The sequence below is a fragment of the Hypericibacter sp. genome, from assembly GCF_050729195.1.
Taxonomy (GTDB): Bacteria; Pseudomonadota; Alphaproteobacteria; order Dongiales; family Dongiaceae; genus Hypericibacter.
Map to the genome: position 1 here is coordinate 18,153 of NZ_JBOHKS010000249.1, position 17,751 is coordinate 35,903.

14 protein-coding genes are annotated in these 17,751 nt (G+C 65.5%); 10 read left to right on the forward strand and 4 right to left on the reverse strand.

Annotated features, from left to right (window positions below; all coding sequences use genetic code 11):
* Window positions 1–47: 47 nt before the first annotated feature.
* From ACREE8_RS20125 to trhA, 3 genes are all read left to right on the forward strand, one after another.
* Window positions 48–1,337 (forward strand): NAD(P)/FAD-dependent oxidoreductase, encoded by a 1,290-nt coding sequence (locus tag ACREE8_RS20125; protein WP_431574798.1) that lies wholly within the window; start codon window positions 48–50, stop codon window positions 1,335–1,337.
* A gap of 322 nt (window positions 1,338–1,659) precedes the next feature.
* Window positions 1,660–3,135, forward strand: a complete 1,476-nt coding sequence (locus ACREE8_RS20130) for a DEAD/DEAH box helicase (RefSeq protein ID WP_431574799.1) — start codon at window positions 1,660–1,662, stop codon at window positions 3,133–3,135.
* 63 nt (window positions 3,136–3,198) lie between these two features.
* Window positions 3,199–3,831, forward strand: a complete 633-nt coding sequence (gene trhA / locus ACREE8_RS20135) for a PAQR family membrane homeostasis protein TrhA (protein WP_431574800.1) — start codon at window positions 3,199–3,201, stop codon at window positions 3,829–3,831.
* Window positions 3,832–4,258: 427 nt separating this feature from the next.
* Here the strand turns inward: trhA and ACREE8_RS20140 are convergent, their stop codons facing one another.
* Entirely contained in the window at window positions 4,259–4,444 is a 186-nt protein-coding gene (locus tag ACREE8_RS20140) for a hypothetical protein (protein ID WP_431574801.1), read from the reverse strand.
* 226 nt (window positions 4,445–4,670) lie between these two features.
* Between ACREE8_RS20140 and ACREE8_RS20145 the strand changes: the two genes are divergently transcribed.
* Window positions 4,671–6,365, forward strand: coding sequence for an AMP-binding protein (locus ACREE8_RS20145; protein ID WP_431574802.1), 1,695 nt, complete (start codon window positions 4,671–4,673; stop codon window positions 6,363–6,365).
* An 87-nt stretch (window positions 6,366–6,452) separates the two neighbouring features.
* Here the strand turns inward: ACREE8_RS20145 and ACREE8_RS20150 are convergent, their stop codons facing one another.
* The gene (locus ACREE8_RS20150) at window positions 6,453–6,854 is read right to left on the reverse strand and encodes a DoxX family protein (RefSeq protein WP_431574803.1); all 402 of its coding nucleotides are present in this window, start codon (window positions 6,852–6,854) and stop codon (window positions 6,453–6,455) included.
* Window positions 6,855–7,102: 248 nt separating this feature from the next.
* Here ACREE8_RS20150 and ACREE8_RS20155 point away from each other — a divergent pair, with 248 nt between their 5' ends.
* Both ACREE8_RS20155 and glpD read left to right on the forward strand, forming a co-directional pair.
* Window positions 7,103–8,599, forward strand: coding sequence for an FGGY-family carbohydrate kinase (locus ACREE8_RS20155; protein ID WP_431574804.1), 1,497 nt, complete (start codon window positions 7,103–7,105; stop codon window positions 8,597–8,599).
* Between the two features lie 7 nt (window positions 8,600–8,606).
* Window positions 8,607–10,136, forward strand: a complete 1,530-nt coding sequence (gene glpD, locus ACREE8_RS20160; protein WP_431574805.1) for a glycerol-3-phosphate dehydrogenase — start codon at window positions 8,607–8,609, stop codon at window positions 10,134–10,136.
* Window positions 10,137–10,267: 131 nt separating this feature from the next.
* On the opposite strand, the gene ACREE8_RS20165 is transcribed toward glpD, so the two are convergent.
* The gene (locus tag ACREE8_RS20165; protein ID WP_431574806.1) at window positions 10,268–11,245 is read right to left on the reverse strand and encodes a 3-keto-5-aminohexanoate cleavage protein; all 978 of its coding nucleotides are present in this window, start codon (window positions 11,243–11,245) and stop codon (window positions 10,268–10,270) included.
* Between the two features lie 207 nt (window positions 11,246–11,452).
* Between ACREE8_RS20165 and ACREE8_RS20170 the strand changes: the two genes are divergently transcribed.
* The 4 genes from ACREE8_RS20170 (at window position 11,453) to ACREE8_RS20185 (ending at window position 17,002) form a co-directional block, all read left to right on the forward strand.
* On the forward strand, window positions 11,453–12,811 hold the full coding sequence (locus tag ACREE8_RS20170; RefSeq protein ID WP_431574807.1) for an aspartate aminotransferase family protein: 1,359 nt from the start codon (window positions 11,453–11,455) through the stop codon (window positions 12,809–12,811).
* Between the two features lie 77 nt (window positions 12,812–12,888).
* The gene (locus ACREE8_RS20175) at window positions 12,889–15,234 is read left to right on the forward strand and encodes an FAD-dependent oxidoreductase (protein WP_431574808.1); all 2,346 of its coding nucleotides are present in this window, start codon (window positions 12,889–12,891) and stop codon (window positions 15,232–15,234) included.
* A gap of 73 nt (window positions 15,235–15,307) precedes the next feature.
* On the forward strand, window positions 15,308–15,703 hold the full coding sequence (locus tag ACREE8_RS20180; protein ID WP_431574809.1) for a RidA family protein: 396 nt from the start codon (window positions 15,308–15,310) through the stop codon (window positions 15,701–15,703).
* 36 nt (window positions 15,704–15,739) lie between these two features.
* Window positions 15,740–17,002, forward strand: coding sequence for an aspartate aminotransferase family protein (locus tag ACREE8_RS20185; RefSeq protein WP_431574810.1), 1,263 nt, complete (start codon window positions 15,740–15,742; stop codon window positions 17,000–17,002).
* 15 nt (window positions 17,003–17,017) lie between these two features.
* On the opposite strand, the gene ACREE8_RS20190 is transcribed toward ACREE8_RS20185, so the two are convergent.
* Window positions 17,018–17,751: amino acid ABC transporter permease (locus tag ACREE8_RS20190; RefSeq protein WP_431574811.1), on the reverse strand; the 734-nt coding region annotated here is incomplete at its 5' end.

Sequence of the window (17,751 nt, forward strand, 5' to 3'; positions counted from 1 at the left end):
CCTTGAGGGGAGATAGATAGAATGTGGTCGGTGGGACTGGGATCGGAATGAATCAGAATGCGGATGCGATCATCGTGGGCGGCGGCATCGCGGGTGCCGCGACCGCCTATTACCTCGCCAAAGCCGGCCTGAAGCCGATCCTCTGCGAGAAGGGCGAGATCGCCGGCGAGCAGTCGAGCCGCAATTGGGGCTTTGTGCGCCAGCAAGGCCGCGATCCCTTCGAAGTGCCGCTGATGATCGAATGCAATCGGATGTGGCAGGGCCTCTCGGCCGAGCTCGGCACCGACCTCCATTGGCGTCAGGGCGGCAATCTGGCGATGGCCGCGGACGCGAAGCGGCTCACCGCCATGGAGGGCTGGCTCGAGGTCGCGCGGCTCTATCAGCTCGACAGCCGCATCCTGACCAATAAGCAGATCCGCGAGCTCATTCCCGGCATCGAAGGTCAGTGGGTCGGCGGGCTCTACACCCCGAGCGACGGGCAGGCCGAGCCGGCGGTCGTGGCGCCGGCCTTCGCACAGGCCGCGCGCCGGCTCGGCGCCGAGATCAAGACCGGCTGCGCCGTCGACGAGATCGTAACCGCTGGCGGTGCCGTCACCGGCGTTCGCACCGAGCGCGGCGAGCTCAAGGCACCGGTCGTCATCTGCGCGGCGGGCGCCTGGAGCTCGCGGTTGCTGCGCGGCCTGGGCCTGTCGCTGCCGCAGCTCCTGATCCGCGGCACCGTCGCCCGCACCACGCCGGCGCCCAAGGTGACGGCGACGGGAGTCTGGGGACCGGAGGTCGCCTTCCGCCAGCGCAGCGATGGCAGCTTCAACATCGCGGCCGGCACCGGCACCGATTACGACATCGTCCCCGACACGCTGCGCCATGGCCGTGCCTTCTGGGCGAACTTCCGCGAGAACCGCGGCCTGTTCGACCTGCATTTCGGGCCGACCTTCCTGAAAAGCCTCTGGTCGGAGCTGCCGCTCTCGGAAGCCGGCCGGAATCCCTTCCGCGCCACCCGCATCATGGATCCGCCGGCCAACCCGGATCGGGTTGCCAATGCGCTGGCGGGGCTCAAGACCGTGTTCCCGAATCTGGGGCCGGTCTCGGTGGTGCGGAGCTGGGCCGGCAATATCGATGCCACGCCCGATGCCATTCCGGTCCTGGGCGGGGTCGAGCCGGTGAGGGGACTCCTCGTCGCCACCGGCCTCAGCGGCCATGGATTCGGCATGGGACCGATCGTCGGGCGGCTGATGGCGGAGCTGGCGGCGAAGGGCAAAACTTCGCTCGATATCGCCGGCTTCCGCTTTTCGCGCTTCCGGGAGGGTGCGGCATTGGGCGCCCGAAGCGTCGTCTAATTAGCTGTATTAAAACAATATAATGGTGCCTCTGGGCAGTGGAGAGCGCCGCCATGCTGAAAGCGCTCATGAGCTAACCACCGGGAAAGTTTGACAATCCCTACCGGATTATGGGAGAAGCCCGCATCCGGTCTCCCGGATTTAGCGCTCCAGCCGCGTCAAGAGATGTCATCCGTCTCTGTCTGTTGAGCGTTTTGACCGACTTCATCAAGACATGCCCAGAACGCGGGGTGTTTCTCCACGTAGATCGTGGCCCCCTGCGGTTGCCCGCTTTTGAGTAAGCGTGGGGCCGGAACGCCGCCCCTGTAAGAAAGAGTCCCAATTGACTGATTTTGCTTCGCTCGGCTTGGCCGAGCCCCTCCTGCGCGCTGTTGCCCAGGAAGGCTATACCGTGCCGACCCCGATCCAGGCACAGACCATTCCCTTCGTCATGCAGGGCCGCGACCTGCTCGGCATCGCCCAGACGGGCACCGGCAAGACGGCGGCGTTCGCCCTCCCGATCCTCCATCGCCTGGCCCAGAACCGGAAGGCGCCGCCGCAGCGCGGCTGCCGCGTGCTGGTGCTGGCGCCCACCCGTGAGCTCGCGGCCCAGATCGCCGACAGCTTCGAGACCTATGGCCGTCATTTCCGCTTCTCGGTCGCGGTCGTCGTCGGCGGCGTGAAGCCGAGCCCGCAGATCCGTGCGCTCGCGCGCGGCGTCGATGTGCTCGTCGCCACCCCGGGCCGGCTGAACGACCATCTCGGCACCGGCGCCGCCCGTCTCGACGGCGCGGAAGTCCTGGTTCTGGACGAGGCCGATCATATGCTCGACCTCGGCTTCCTCGAGCCGATCCGCAAGATCCTTCGCCGCATGCCGAAGGAACGCCAGACCCTGTTCTTCTCCGCGACCATGCCTCAGGCCATCGGTTCGCTGGCGAAGGACATGCTGCGCGATCCCGCCAGCGTGGCCGTCGCGCCCGTGGCGACCACCGCGGAGAAGGTGAGCCAGCAGGTTTACCTCGTCGAGCGGCCCGCCAAGCCGGCGCTGCTGATCGAGCTGCTGTCGAAGCCGGAGTTCGCCCGCACGCTCGTCTTCACCCGCACCAAGCGCGGCGCCGATCGCGTCACGGAGCGTCTGGAGGCAGCCGGCATTCCTGCGGCTGCCATCCATGGCAATAAGAGCCAGAGCCAGCGCGAGCGCGCGCTCCTCAGCTTCCGCCAGGGCCGCACCCGCATCCTGGTCGCGACCGACATCGCCGCGCGCGGCATCGATGTCGACGGCATCACCCATGTGGTGAATTTCGATCTGCCGGAAGTGGCCGAAGCCTATGTGCATCGCATCGGCCGCACCGCGCGTGCCGGTGCTGCCGGCATCGCGATCTCCTTCTGCGATCATGAGGAGCGCGGCTATCTGCGCGACATCGAGCGGCTCACGCGCCAGACCCTGCCGGTCACCGACCGTCGCGGCAAGGTGCCGGCCGGTTCGCATGAGGTGATGGCGCGCGTCGATGGCGAAACCCGGGGCCATCAGGGCCGCGGTCACGGCCAGCCGTCGCGCGGTCATACCGACAACCGCAATCACGGCGACAACCGCAACCGCAATGACGGTCGCGGCCATGGCGACACCCGTCCTCACGCCGACGCCCGTGCCCGCACGGACGGCCGTGGTCACAGCGATGGGCGCGCCCAGAAGGAAGGCCGCGGTCATGGCGAAGGTCGCGCCGGTCCTCGGTCCGCGCGTCCCGCCGGTGGCAAGAATCGCCGCCCGGGCCGACCGAGCTATCAGCCCAACCACGGCCGCACCGCCGTCGGCGACTGACCGATAGACTGAGCCTGACCGCCGCCATGGACAGGCGGCGGCCGCTCCCGCAAGATCGGGAGCATGGAACGCCACTATGACACCGCCGAAGTCAGCGCCGATCGCATCATCCATGCGATCGGCGTGGCTTTTGGCCTCATCGGCGGCGCGCTGCTCCTGACCTTCGCCGCCGAGACCGCGAGCCTCCCCGGCTTGATCGCCACGGTTCTCTATGTGATCGGGCTGATCGCGACGCTGGTCTGCTCCGCCATTTACAACCTCTCCTTCGCTTCGCCCCGGCGCGAGCTTCTGCGCCGGATGGATCACGCCGCGATCTTCCTGATGATCGCCGGCACCTATTCGCCCTTCACGCTGGGCCGCCTCGACGGCGCCTGGTCGATCTGGCTCGCGGCTGTCGTCTGGGGCGGGGCGATCCTGGGCGCCTTCGCCAAGCTGACGGTTCCCCGGCGCATCGACCGTTTCGCGGTGGTGCTCTATCTGGCGCTGGGCTGGGTGGTGCTGGTGGCGCTGGAGCCGCTGCTCTCGACGCTCCATCCCGCCGTCCTCATCCTGATCGCGGTGGGTGGCTTGCTCTATACGGCGGGCGTCGCGTTCCATCTCTGGCGGGGCCTGCGCTTCCAGAACGCGATTTGGCACGCGCTGGTGCTGAGCGCCGCCGTCTGCCACTACGCGGCCGTGATCGTCAATCTGAGCTGACAGACCAGATCAAGGCGTCTGCCCGGCGATTGCTGCCGCCGCCTCAAATATGCGAGCCGTCTTCATGGCGAAGACACTCTATTGCTGGCGATGCAGAGCCGACATTCCGATGCTTGAAGAGCCGGAATGGCAAGAAGTATCCAAGCTTCTGCGGAGAGGGCTTGAGAATGTGAAGGAGTATCGTCGCATACACGATGCGCCTCTTCATCGAGTCCCCAAGCACATTTTCGACGCCGGTGCCCCAAATCGCTACTTTGAGATTACAGGTTTTCGTGAAACCAATCTCGACGCTCTTTGGCATCATAGGCTCGCGCGATTTGGCCCACCCTGTGGGGCATGCGGGAAGCCGCTCCGTGCGCCGCAGGCGAAACTGTGCGCGGAATGTGGAGCGGAAGTGAAACGGTAATCGTTTTGCAGCATAGCGACGTCAGACCGAGCCGATGGCCCAAAGCACGCTGGCGAGAACGACGGCGGCCACGAGCGCCAAGCCGCTGCTCAGGGAGGGCTCGTCGGACCAGAGCATCGCCTCCATGTCCGAACGCACCCGATCATACTGGCCCTCTTCTTTGTACTGGTCGCCGAGAGCCAGGAGGGCGATGTCGAGATGCATCATGGGAAGACCTCGCGAAAGCGGCGGGTGCTGTCGAGGAACCACCAGCCGCAGCCCTGGCGGTACGGAGGCTTACAGACAAACTCATGATTGCCCTTGAGAAAATCGATCCTTTCTAAGGGCCCGAAGAAGAATATCTTAGGGGGAGGCGGAAGCCGGCCCCGAAGGCCGGTCTTTCCCGAGCGTGGGACCAACCCGCGCCGCCGCATCGGACCATCAGGGGGACGACATGGCTGGATTGACTCAGAGCTATGTGAATGGCGCCAGCACCGTGCCGCTGATCGGCGACACGATCGGCGTACATCTCGACCGCATCGCCGCGCGCATGCCCGATCGTCCGGCTCTGGTGGTGCGTCAGCAGAAGGTGCGCTGGAGCTATCGCGAGCTCAACCAGAAGGTCGATGCGATGGCGGCCGGACTGATCGCGCTGGGCTTCGCGCCCGGCGAGCGGATCGGCATCTGGTCGCCCAACAACTCGGAATGGGTACTGACTCAGTTCGCCACCGCCAAGGCGGGGCTGATCCTCGTCAACATCAACCCGGCCTATCGGCTGCATGAGCTCAAATATGCGCTGAACAAGGTGGGCTGCCGCGGCCTTATTCTCGCCGCTTCCTTCAAGACCAGCGACTATCTCGCCATGATCCGCGAGACCTGCCCGGAACTCGATCAGGCGAAACCGGGTGCGCTCGAGGTAGCGGCCGTTCCGTCTCTGCAATGGGTGTTCCGTCTCGGCACGGAGAAGAGCGCCGGCATGGCCAACTTCGCCGACATCGCGGCGGCGGCCACACCCGCCTCGCGCGAGCGCCTGGCCAGCCTCGCCACGGAATTGCAGTTCGACGATCCGATCAACATCCAGTTCACCAGCGGCACCACGGGCAATCCCAAGGGCGCCACGCTGACGCACCACAATATTCTCAACAACGGCTTCTTCATCGGCGAGGCGATGCGGCTGACCGATCAGGACCGGCTCTGCATCCCGGTGCCGTTCTATCACTGCTTCGGCATGGTGCTGGGCAATCTCGCCTGCGTTACGCATGGGTCCTGCATGGTGATCCCGGGCGAGGGCTTCGATCCGCTGGCGGTGCTGCAGACGGTGTCCGAGGAACGCTGCACCGGGCTCCATGGCGTGCCGACCATGTTCATCGCCGTGCTCGATCATTCCGATTTCGCGAAATATGACGTCTCGAGCCTGCGGACCGGAATCATGGCGGGCAGCCCCTGTCCGGTCGAGGTGATGAAACGCTGCACCACCAAGCTGCATTTGCGCGAGCTCACCATCGCCTATGGCATGACCGAGACCAGCCCGGTGAGCTTCCAGAGCTCGGTCGAGGATCCGATCGAGCGGCGCGTCTCGACCGTGGGCCGGATCCATCCGCATCTTGAGGTCAAGGTCGTCGACCTGGAGGAGCGGATCCTGCCCCCGGGCAAGCCTGGCGAGCTCCTGACGCGCGGTTATTCCGTGATGCGCGGCTATTGGGACGACGAGGCCCGCACCGCGGAATCGATCGACGCCGCGCATTGGATGCATACCGGCGACCTGGCGACCATCGATGCCGAGGGCTATTGCAACATCGTCGGCCGCATCAAGGACATGGTCATCCGCGGCGGCGAGAACATCTATCCGCGCGAGGTCGAGGAGTTCCTCTACGCCCATCCCAAGATCAGCGACGTCCAGGTCTTCGGCATCCCCGATCCCAAATTCGGCGAACAACTCTGCGCCTGGATCCGGGTCAAGAGCGGAGAAAAACTGACGGATCATGAGGTCGTCGCGTTCTGCAAGGGACAGATCGCGCATTACAAGATTCCCCAGCATATCCGCTTCGTCGACGCCTTCCCGATGACCGTCACCGGCAAGATCCAGAAGTTCATCATGCGGCAGAAGATGACGGAGGAGCTGGGCCTGACCGAGGCGAAGACCGCCTGAGTCGAGCGTCAACGAAGAAGGCCGCGGCAACCGAAGCTGCCGCGGCCTTCCTTACTCAAGTCCCGATGGTTCTATGAAGCCGTCCGTTCAGGCCGCTTTGGCGCGCGCGCCATCGACGCTCCAGGCGCCGGGGCCGGCGGCGGCGAAGAACAGGCACACGAAGCAGTAAAGTGCGGCGAGTTCGCCACCGTTGACGATCGGGAACACGGAATTCGGGAAGTGAACATAGAAGTACGCCACCGCAGCGAAGCCCGCCATGATGAAGGCAACCGGCCGTGTGAAAAGACCGATGAGCAACAGGGCTCCCCCGAAGAGCTCGAACCAACCGGCGATGCCGAACAAGGAGAAGCTCGGCACGCTCGACATATCCGTCAGCGGGAAGCCAAGATGCTTGGTGGTGCCGTGTTCGAGAAGGAACAGCCCCGTGATGATGCGGAGCAAACCTTGTGCGCGCGACGCCCACGCCGCGCCGATTTGATCGATGTTCATGTTGTTACCCACCCTGAGTTGATGCCTGGTTGATGAAAAGCACGTGTCACATATTCTGCTAAGCGTCGCCGATTCGCCATGTCCTACCGTCACGACTCGGCGGGAATCGGGTGAGCAGGTATCGCTGGGGAAACCGATTCGCCATGGCGTTAGTGAATGGGGCCGCCTATGACCGATAAGTGCCGCGCATCGGCAACGGAACGATCGAGCTGAGGGATTGCGCTTTGGGGGACGGCCGGAACATCGTCATGGGGATCGACCAGGGCACGACCAACACCAAGGTCGTGGCGATCGATCGTGAGGGGCGGGTGCTGGCCCAGGCCGATCGTCCCATCGCCTCCGCTTCGCCGCAGCTGGGTTGGGTCGAGCAGGACCCGAACGGCATGCTGGCCAATCTGGTCGCCTGTGTGCGCGAGGTGCTGGCGAAGCTCGAGCGGGAGCCTGCGCAGGTGGCCGGCCTCGGCATCGCCAACCAGACCGAGACGCTGGTGATCTGGGATTGCCACAGCGGCGAGCCGGTTCTTCCCGCGATGGTGTGGAAATGCCGGCGCGGCGACGAGGAGATCGCTCCCTTGCGCCGTAACGAGACCGTGGCGGCGCTGCGTGCCAAGACCGGGCTCGATCTCGATCCGACCTTCACCGCGGCGAAGCTGAAATGGATCTTCGTCAACCGGCCCGAGATCGGCGCGCGGCTGGCCAGCGGCGATTGCCTCTTCGGGACCGTCGATTGCTGGCTGATCTGGAAGCTCACGAGCGGCGCCACTTACGCGACCGAGCCCGGCAATGCGTCGCGCACGATGCTGCTCGATATCGCCAGCGCCACGTGGGATCCGGAGCTTGCGGTATTGTTCGATCTTCAGCTCGCGCGGATGCCCGAGCTGCGGCGCTCGGCGGATCGCTTCGGCAGCACGTTGCCCGAGTTCTTCGGTGGACCCATACCGATCACGGCCGCGATGGGCGATCAGCAGGCGGCTTTGTTCGGCCATGGCTGTTTCGATCCGCTGCAATTGAAAGTGACTTATGGCACCGGCGCCTTCCTCTGGGTCAATGCCGGGCAAGATCCGGCGATCAAAGCGACCGACGGGCTGATCCGCACCATCGCCTGGAGCTTCGATCGTCCGACCTATGCGCTCGAAGGCTTCGTGATGTATGCGGGGGCGATCCTCGATTGGCTGGCGACGAGGCTCGCCGTGGAGGGCGGCGGCGCCGGCATCGTGCGCGAAGCGCAACAAGCGGGAAGCAGCGACGGCGTTCTGCTGGTGCCGGCTTTCCAGGGGCTGGCGGCACCCTGGTGGCGGCCGGAAGTGCGCGCCGGCCTCATCGGGATGACCGAGGCCACGTCGCGGGGCCATCTCTGCCATGCCGGGCTCGAGGCGCTGTGCTATCAGATCCGGGCCGTACTCGAGGGCGTGCACCGCTCGACCGGCCAGGCGATCGGCGCGGTGCGGGTCGATGGCGGTCCGACCCGCTCGGATTATCTCATGCAGATGCAGGCAGACATTTTGCAGCAACCCTTGAACGTCTCGGCTTTCGATTCCATGACGCCCTATGGCGTGGCCCTGATGGCGGGGCTGGGCGCTGGCCTCTGGCGCGGTGTCGACGAGCTGCGGCCGCTGGTGAAGCCATCGAAACAGATCCGGCCCGATCCGGCTGCGCGGGCGCGCTGGGACGCTGGCTATCAAGAGTGGTTGGCGGCCTCCGAAGCCTTGCTGACGCTCTATCGCGACAAACGTCCGTCGGCCTGATCCGATCATGCCGGTCACCCCCCAGCCGTCCTACGACCTCTTCGTCATCGGCGGCGGCATCAACGGCGCTGCCATTGCCTGCGATGCCGCGGGGCGAGGGCTGGGCGTGGCGCTGGCCGAGGAACGCGACTTCGCCGAAGGCGCCTCGTCGCGCTCCTCCAAGCTGATCCATGGCGGCCTGCGCTATCTCGAGACCTATGATTTCCGGCTGGTGCGCCATGCGCTGCTGGAGCGCGAGATCCTGATGGCGAAGGCACCGCATCTGGTCTGGCCGATCCGGCTGGTGCTGCCGCATGTACCGTCGCTGCGTCCGCGCTGGATGATCCGTCTCGGTCTTCTCTTCTATGATTTCCTGGCACCGCGCCGGAAGCTGCCGCGATCGCAATCGATCGATCTGCGCAGACATGAATTCGGCCGGGCGCTCAAGCCGTCAGTGACGCATGCCTTCGCCTATTCCGACTGCCGCGGCGACGATGCGCGCCTCGTGATCGCCAATGTTCAAGGCGCGCAGGCCCATGGTGCGGATATCTTCGCACGCCATCGGTTTGTTGGGGCACGCCGCCATCCCGATTACTGGCAGGTTGAGCTGGAGAACACCCTGACCAAGCAGCGTCTGGATATCCAGGCGAAGGTTCTCGTCAATGCGGCAGGCCCGTGGGTGATCTCGGTGGGAGAGACGATCGATGGCGTGGTCACGGCGCGACGCCTCAGGATGGTGCGCGGTAGCCATATCGTCGTGCCGCGGCTCTGGGAGGGCGAGCATGGCTATTTCCTCCAGACCCGCGACAACCGGACCATGGAGGCCTTTCCCTATGAGGGCGACTTCACCTCGATCGGCACGACCGACGAACCTTGGGAGGAGGCACCGGAGAAAGCGACCGTCTCCGAGAAGGAGATCGACTACATGCTGGACGAGGTGAACCAGTATCTGCGCTACCCCGTGAGCCGCGCCGACATCGTCTGGCGCTATGCCGGTGTGCGGCCGCTGTTCGAGGTCGGCGGCGGGCGCGACGGCGACCTCTCCACACTGACGCGCGATTACGCCTTCGAGATTAATGGCGGTCAGGATCAAGCACCGGCTCTTACCGTTTTCGGCGGTAAGCTGACGACTCATCGCCGTCTGGCAGAACATGCGATGATGGAATTGGAAAGCATACTTCCATGGGTTGGTGCTTGCCGGACGCGGACCGAAACGTTGCCTGGTGGCGATCTTGGTTCCGGCGGCCTGGAGGGGTTTACCGAGGATCTGCTGCGCGACTTTTCCTGGCTGCCGCCAAAGCAGCTGTGCCGCTATGCGAAGCTCTACGGCACGCAGGCACGCGCTTTGTTGGGATCTGCGCAGAGGCCGACCGATCTGGGCCGCAGCTTTGGCGCCGATCTCTTTGCACGCGAGGTCGACTATCTGATGGACCAGGAATGGGCACTGACCGCTGACGACATCGTCTGGCGGCGCAGCAAGCTGGGCCTGCGGTTGAGCGCGACCGAGATCGAGGCGCTCGGCGCCTATATGGCCTCGCGCCGTCCGGCCTGGGTTTGACCGAAGTCTCGCTCCCCTGTCATCGCCGGCTGCTCTTCTGTCATCCTCGGGCTTGACCCGGGAATCCAGGGCAAAGGTCGCGTGCTCGACAGCTGGATTGCCGGGTCAAGCCCGGCAATGACAGGGAAGAGTCAGAACGCGACCTTGTCGCCGCCCTTGAGCTTCAGCATGGCGCGGGCCTCGGCGGGGGTGGCGATCTCAAGCGACAGCTCGGTCAGGATGTTGCGGATCTTCTTCACCTGATCGGCATTGCTCTTGGCGAGCTGACCGGGGCCCAGATAGATGCTGTCCTCGAGTCCGACGCGCACATTGGCGCCCATCGTCGCGCCCATGGTCGCAAGCGACATCTGGTGGCGGCCGGCGGCCAGGATCGACCATTGGTAATCGCCGCCGAAGAGGCGGTCCGCCGTGCGGCGCATATGGGAGAGATCCTCGGGATGAGGACCGATGCCGCCCAGCACGCCGAAGATGGTCTGCACGAAAAGCGGCGGCTCCAGCAGCTTGCGGTCGAGGAAATGGGCCAGCGTGTAGAGATGGCCGACGTCGTAGCATTCGCATTCGAAGCGCGTGCCGCAGCCCTGGCCCAGTTCCTGGATGAAGCGCTCGATCTGGCCGAAGGTGTTGCTGACGATCAAATCCTTGGTCTTCTCGACATAGGCCTTCTCCCACTCATGTTGCCATTTGTCGATCTTCTGGGTGATGTGGAAGATGCCGAAGTTCATCGAGCCCATATTGAGCGAGCAGAGTTCGGGCTTGGCGCGCAAGGGGGCCGCCAGCCGATCCTCCATGGTCATGCCGAGCGAGCCGCCCGTGGTGATGTTGATCACCGCATCGGTGTTCTGCTTGATGCGCGGCAGGAACTGCATGAAGACGTCGGCGCTGGGCGTGGGCCTGCCGTCCTTCGGATCGCGTGCATGGAGATGGATGATCGAGGCCCCGGCCTCGGCGGCCGCGATCGACTCTTTCGCGATCTGGTCGGGCGTGATCGGGAGATAGGGCGTCATGGTCGGGGTGTGGACCGAGCCGGTCACGGCGCAGGTGATGATGACCTTGCGGGAGGTCTTGCCGTCCTTGGCGACGGCGCCCGCAGCGGCGCTGCTGGTTGTCATGGCGCGGGATCCGATCTGGCTGATAAGGGTCTTCAAAACGGCGGTTGAGCCCGGAAAATCCGGGACCCAGCCTTGACTCGCTCACGATACGGACCATAGCATCACATATTACGTGATCACAAGCGCGGGGAGAGCGCGGCGGTGGTTTCGGGGGCCTTCGGGTTCCCGGCGCCGAGCCTGGCCCGGCGCCGCATAGCGGAGCTTTCCATGTCGGCCACGGGCCTCGCCTCTCGCAGCAGCAATCAGAACCTCACCTCGGCGCTCCGCGAGGCCGAAGACCGCTATATCCACGCCAACCCGAAAAGCGCCGCGATCCATGGCGCGAGCAAGGCGGCGATGCCGGGCGGCAACACCCGCACCACGCTGCACTACTCGCCCTTTCCGGTCTGCATCCGCTCGGCCGAAGGTTCGCGGGTGACCGACGTCGACGGCCATAGCTATGTCGACTTCATCAACGAATATACCGCGGGCGTGCTCGGCCATTCCGATCCGGCGGTGAAGGCGGCCCTGACCCAGGCGATCGCCGACGGCCTCACGCTGGGCGGCCCCAGCATCTATGAGCATGAGCTGGCGGCGATCATCTCCTCGCGTTTCAGCTCGATGGAGCGGCTGCGCTTCTGCAATTCCGGCACCGAGGCCAATCTCCTGGCGCTGGCGACGGCACGCCATGTGACGGGGCGCCCGGCGGTGCTGGTGTTCGACGGCGCCTATCACGGCAGCATGCTCTATTTCAGCCACGGCGCCTCGCCGCTCAACATGCCGATCCCGTTCTTCTCGACGCCCTATAACGACGCGGCGGCGGCGGTGAAGGCGATCGAGCGTCACGCGCATGAACTGGCGGCGGTTATCGTCGAGCCGCTGCAGGGCGGGGCCGGGGCAATTCCCGGCGACCCGGCCTTCATGGCGGCCTTGCGTGATACGACGAGAAAGCACGGCATCGTCTTCATCATGGATGAGGTCATGACCTCGCGGCTCTCACCCTCCGGCGTGCAGGGCCGCCTGGGGATCAGGCCCGACATGACCACGCTCGGCAAATATGTCGGCGGCGGCATGACCATCGGCGCCTTCGGTGGCCGCGCCGACATCATGGAGCGCTTCAACCCGACGGCGCCGAACGCGCTGCCGCATGGCGGCACCTTCAACAACAATGTGCTGGCCATGGCCGCGGGCCATGCCGCCTTCACCAAGGTGCTGACGCCCGAGGCCATCGACCGCATGAATGCGCGCGGCGACGAGTTGCGTCAGCGGATCAACGGCCTCGCCGCGGCGCGGGGGCTGGCCGTCCAGGCGACCGGCCTGGGCTCGATCTTCGGCATCCATTTCCACAGCGGGCCGATCCGCAACGGCCATGATCTCGACGAGGGCGAGCGCGGCCGCGAGCGCGAGATCAGCGATCTCAAGACACTGTTTCAGCTCGACATGATGGCGCAGGGTCACTACATCAACCGGCGCATCCTCGGCAATCTCTCGCTGCAGACCAGTGCCGCCGACCTGACCGGGTTCCTCGCGGCGCTCGAGGAGTTCCTCGACAACCGCGCCGCGCTGATCCGGGCGACCGTCTCGTGACGAGGCGGACACCAACGCCCGCCGCGCGCCGGCCGGGCCCTCATTCCTTGCGCTAGCGACCCGGAGGTCATTTCGTCATGGCGGATTCGTTGCCGAGCCACGCCCGTGTCGTCGTCATCGGCGCCGGCGTGGTCGGTTCCAGCGTCGCTTATCACCTGGCGGCGCAAGGCTGCAAGGATGTGGTCCTGCTGGAGCGCTCCAAGATCGGCAGCGGCACCAGCTGGCATGCGGCCGGCAATATGGAGACCTATCGCGCCGACCCGCTGATCGGCGACATGATCCGTTATGGCGTGGATTTCTATCCGCGCATCGAGGCCGAGACGGGACAGGCCCTCGGCTGGCGGCGCTCGGGCCGCGTCATGTATACCTGCGACCCGAACCGGGTGGCCTATTTCAAAGGACTGCCGGCGCTGGGCGAGGCGCGGGATGTCGAGATCGAATATCAGACCCCGCGCCAGGTCCTGGAGAAACTGCCGGTCATCACCGACAAGGGCATCCTGGCCGGCGCTTGGATCCCCAGCGATGGTCGCATCAACCCGACCGATCTCGCGACCGCGATGGCGCGCGGCGCCAAGATGCGCGGCGTCAAGATCGTCGAGGACACGCCCGTCACCGGCATGACGACCCGCAATGGCCGCATCGCGTCGGTCTCGACTTCCAAGGGCGAGATCAAATGCGAGGCGATCGTGATCGCCTCGGGCCTCTGGTCGGCGCATCTGGGCGCCATGATCGGCGTCAGGATTCCGCTCCATGCGGTCCAGCATCACTACATCCTGACCAAGCCGATCGACATCGTTACCCGCGACCTGCCGCTCTTCATCTCCTATGACGAGCTGATCTATGGCCGCGAGGATGTCGGCGGGCTGCTGGTCGGGTTCTTCGACAAGCATGCGATCCCTGTCGGGCCCGGCGACCTGCCGCACGACTTCTCCTTCGGTCTCCTCGACAGCAACTGGAACCAGATCGAAGAGAATATGGCGATAGCGCTAGAGCGGTTCCCAGTATTGCATAATGCCGAGATCCGGACCCTGCTGAACGGGCCGGAGAGCTTCACGCCCGACATGCAGATGCTGCTGGGCGAGGCGTCCGCGGTGCGCGGCTGCTATCTCGCCTGCGGCATGAATTCGAGCGGCATCGCGCTTTCGGCTGCGGCCGGCAAACTGACCGCCGAATGGATCCTCGAAGGCCGTCCCAGCCTGGATGCCACCAAGCTCGATATCCGCCGCTTCGCCGATAGCCAGAGCATCACCCGCTTCGCCCGCGACCGGGCGAGCGAGGTGGTCACTCATATGTGCAAGTTCGCGCTGCCGGATCTGGATTTCACCGACGCGCGGGGCTTGCGCCGCTCGCCCCTGCATGCGCCCCTGGCGGCGAAGGGCGCCCGGTTCGTCACCGTGCAGCAATGGGAGCGACCGATCTGGTTTGCCGAACACGGTACCGGCGATCTGGGCTCGGTCGGCTCCGAGATCACCGCCGCTGAGAGCACGGTCGCGCTGTTCGACCGGTCGAGCGACGCGAAGTTCCTGGTCGAGGGCCCGCGCGCGGGTTCGCTGGTCGCGAAGCTGAGCGGGGCTGCCGGCGATCTGCCGGTCGGCGGCGTCCGTTTCGTGCCGATGCTCAATGCCAAGGGCGGCGTCGAGGTGCTGGCCGGGATCGCGCGGCTGTCGGATCAGAGCTGGCTGCTGCTGGCCGAGCCCGAGCAGGCGACGCGGCTGCGCTCCTGGGCCGAATGGCATCGCCCGGCTGCCGGCGCCACCCTGACCGATGTCACCTCAGGCTGGGCCGCGATCGCGCTTGCGGGCCCGCATTCCCACGCCCTGGTCCATGAGCTCGCCGGCCGCAAGGTCGATCTGGCCGGTTCGGTTCAGCGGGTCGATCTCGTCTATGCGCCCGCGATGTCGGTGCCGTGGCTCCGGTCGTTCGGCGCCTATCTGCTGGTGCCCACGGAGTTCGCCGCCGACCTCTATGAGCGGCTGGTCGAAGCCGGGAAGGGCCATGGTTTGCGCCATGCGGGTTCATTGGCCGCTGCGGCGCTCGCGACCCGACACGGCGTGCCGCAATTCGGCGCCGAGGCGAGCCCGCAGATCGCGGCGGTCGCTTCCGGCCTCGACCGCCTGCTCGATGTCGAGGGCAATCACGGCTTCATCGGCCGCACCGCGGTGATCCGCGATCGCAAGCGGCAGAAGGGTCGCGAGGTCCGCGCCTTTACCGCGGCCATCACGGCTCCCTCGATCTTCGCCGGCGCGCCGGTGCTCCAGCGCAACCGGCTGGTCGGCTATGTCACCAGCGGCGCCGTCATCCCGACCCTGGGCAAGGCGATGCTGATGGGACTGATCGATCGCAAAGCCGATCCACTGGCCTGCCAGGTGCTGCTGCAAGGCGAGAAATATCCGCTCACGCCCTGGGACAGGACGGGGTTGTGAGAGTCTGAAGCCCGGCGTCACGGGAGCGCGCCGGCCAGGAAGAGCCGGGACTCCCCATAGCGAGGAGGAAACGATGTTCAAGCGCATACCCAACCAGCTGATCGGCGGTTTCAGCGACGCCGTCGTCGTCGATATGGGCGATTACTCGACCATCTATATCTCCGGGATGATCGGCCATGACGCCAGCGGCAAGATCACGGCCAAGGATTTCGAGGGCGAGACCCAGCAATGCTGGGGCAATATCGCCCGCGGGCTCGAGCGCGCCGGCGCCAGCCTCAAGGACGTCGTCCGCATCACCGCCTATCTGACCGACCTCAATGATTACGCCGTCTATGCCAAGGCGCGGCGGACGCTGTTCGAGGGCAACCCGCCCGCGAGCGCCACGGTCCAGGTCGCAGGCCTGCTGCTCAATGCGCGCCTCGAGGTCGATGCCATCGCGATCGTCAAACACGCGCGTGCCAAGAACTGACGAGAATTCCTTTCAATCGGGAGCAGGCCCGCCATCATGGCGCTCAACAGCATCGAAGAGACTTACCGCAGCCGCACGCCCAAATCGGCGGCCCTTCTGCAGCGGGCCAATCAGTCGCTGCCCGGAGGCCTGACGCGGAATTTCGGCTATTTCCGGCCCTATCCCGTCGTGCAGCAGCGCGGCAACGGACCTTATCTGTGGGATGTCGACGGCAATCGCTATGTCGACCTGAATTATAACGGCCTGAGCCTGATCCATGGCCATGCCTACAAGCCGATCGCGCAGGCGCTGGCGAAGGCGACCGAGGATGGCTGGGCCTGGCTCGGCACCAACCTGCCGCAGATCGAGTTCGCCGAAGCACTGTGCAAGCGCATCGCGATCTTCGACAAGGTGCTGTTCACGAACTCGGGCACCGAGGCCAGCATGCTGGCGGTCAAGATGGCGCGCGGCTTCACCAAGCGCCAATTGATCCTCAAGGCGCATGGCGGCTATCACGGCACCTATAGCGATCTCGAGGCGGGGCTCCACGGCCAGGGCGAGATCGCCGGCCATACGCTGCTGGCCGAATTCAACAACGCGGCCGATTTCGAGCGGGTGCTGGCCCAGCATGGCTCGAAGATCGCGGCGGTGGTGCTGGAGCCGGTCATGTATACCGGCGTGGTGATGCCGGCGCTGCCGGGGTTCCTCAACCAGGTGCAGGCGGCGGCCCGGAGAGCCGGCGCGCTCTTCGTGCTCGATGACTGCCTGATGCTGCGCCTGGCGGTCGGCGGCTCGGCCGAGAAGTTCGGGCTCGAGCCCGATATTACCTTCCTCGGCAAATTCGTCGGCGGCGGCCTGCCGGTCGGCGCCGTGGGCGCCCGCCGCGAGATCATGGACCTCGCCGATCCGGCGAAAGCCGACGGGATCTATCATGGCGGTTCCTTCAACGGGAATGTGCTGGCGAGCATCGCCGGCCGCCTCGCCGTCGAGCATCTGACCGCCGAGCGCATCGCGCGCATGGACGCACAGGCCGATCGCATCAAGCAGGCGCTGGAGGCCAAGGCCAAGTCGGTGGGCCTGTCGCTCTATGTGCTGTGCGAGGGCTCGGTGATGGGGCTCTATTTCTCGGCGACCAAGCCCAAGCCGGGCTCGGAGCTGCCCAATCCCGAGCTCAGCGGCCGCTATCATCTGGCCTGCCTCAATCGCGGCGTGCAGATGGGCCCGGGCGGCATGGTGTCGATGTCGACCGCCATGACGGATGAGTCCACGGCCGAAGCGATTGCCGGGATGAGCGCGGCGCTGGAGGATGTGCGGCCCTGAGCGGGGCCGCACTCCTCAAACCCGCAGATAGGCCGGCCGCAGCTTGACCTCGAGCCAGGTGATGGTGCGGGCGGCGCCCAGGCTCATGATGTAATAGATCAGCCCCACCAGCATGTAGGTGTCCATGCTGCGGAAGGTGGCCGAGATGATGTAGTTGCCATGGCGCAGCAGCTCCTCGACCGAGATGAATGACACCAGCGCGCAATCCTTCAAGAGCGAGATGAAATAGCCGCCGACGGTGGGCAGGGCGATCACGGCCGCCTGGGGCAGGATCACCTTGCGATAGATCTGCGTGCGCTTCATGCCGAGCGCCAGGCCCGCCTGCATCTGGCCGGTATCGATCGCCAGGATCGCCGCGCGGAAGACTTCGCTCAAATAGGCGCCGAGATTGAAGCTCAAGCCGACCACGCCGGCCCAGAAGGCGGGCAGACGGATGCCGACCTCGGGCAGGGTGAAATAGACGAACAGCAGGATCACGATCAGCGGCACGCCGCGGCAGATATTGACGTAGACCCGCACGATGAACTTGAAGACCTTGCCGCCGGCGATGGCCCCGATGGCGGAGATCACGCCGATGGCGATGCCGAGGATCATGGCGCAGAAGGTGAGCTCCAGCGTGACCAGCGCGCCGCTGAGCAGGAAGGGCAGGTATTTCGGGACGAACTCGGTGATGAAATAGATCACGGGGGAAAGACCCTCCTCGAGAGGCGCGCGGGGCCGGATAAGAGACGGGCGCCGCGGCTGGTGGC

Coding starts and splice junctions, on each gene's coding strand:
- ACREE8_RS20150 (WP_431574803.1), bottom strand. CDS start 6,854: ATGAACATCGATCAAATCGGCGCGGCGTGGGCGTCGCGCGCACAAGGT.
- ACREE8_RS20170 (WP_431574807.1), top strand. CDS start 11,453: ATGTCGGCCACGGGCCTCGCCTCTCGCAGCAGCAATCAGAACCTCACC.
- ACREE8_RS20125 (WP_431574798.1), top strand. CDS start 48: ATGAATCAGAATGCGGATGCGATCATCGTGGGCGGCGGCATCGCGGGT.
- trhA (WP_431574800.1), top strand. CDS start 3,199: ATGGAACGCCACTATGACACCGCCGAAGTCAGCGCCGATCGCATCATC.
- glpD (WP_431574805.1), top strand. CDS start 8,607: ATGCCGGTCACCCCCCAGCCGTCCTACGACCTCTTCGTCATCGGCGGC.
- ACREE8_RS20145 (WP_431574802.1), top strand. CDS start 4,671: ATGGCTGGATTGACTCAGAGCTATGTGAATGGCGCCAGCACCGTGCCG.
- ACREE8_RS20155 (WP_431574804.1), top strand. CDS start 7,103: ATGGGGATCGACCAGGGCACGACCAACACCAAGGTCGTGGCGATCGAT.
- ACREE8_RS20175 (WP_431574808.1), top strand. CDS start 12,889: ATGGCGGATTCGTTGCCGAGCCACGCCCGTGTCGTCGTCATCGGCGCC.
- ACREE8_RS20140 (WP_431574801.1), bottom strand. CDS start 4,444: ATGATGCATCTCGACATCGCCCTCCTGGCTCTCGGCGACCAGTACAAA.
- ACREE8_RS20165 (WP_431574806.1), bottom strand. CDS start 11,245: ATGACAACCAGCAGCGCCGCTGCGGGCGCCGTCGCCAAGGACGGCAAG.
- ACREE8_RS20185 (WP_431574810.1), top strand. CDS start 15,740: ATGGCGCTCAACAGCATCGAAGAGACTTACCGCAGCCGCACGCCCAAA.
- ACREE8_RS20180 (WP_431574809.1), top strand. CDS start 15,308: ATGTTCAAGCGCATACCCAACCAGCTGATCGGCGGTTTCAGCGACGCC.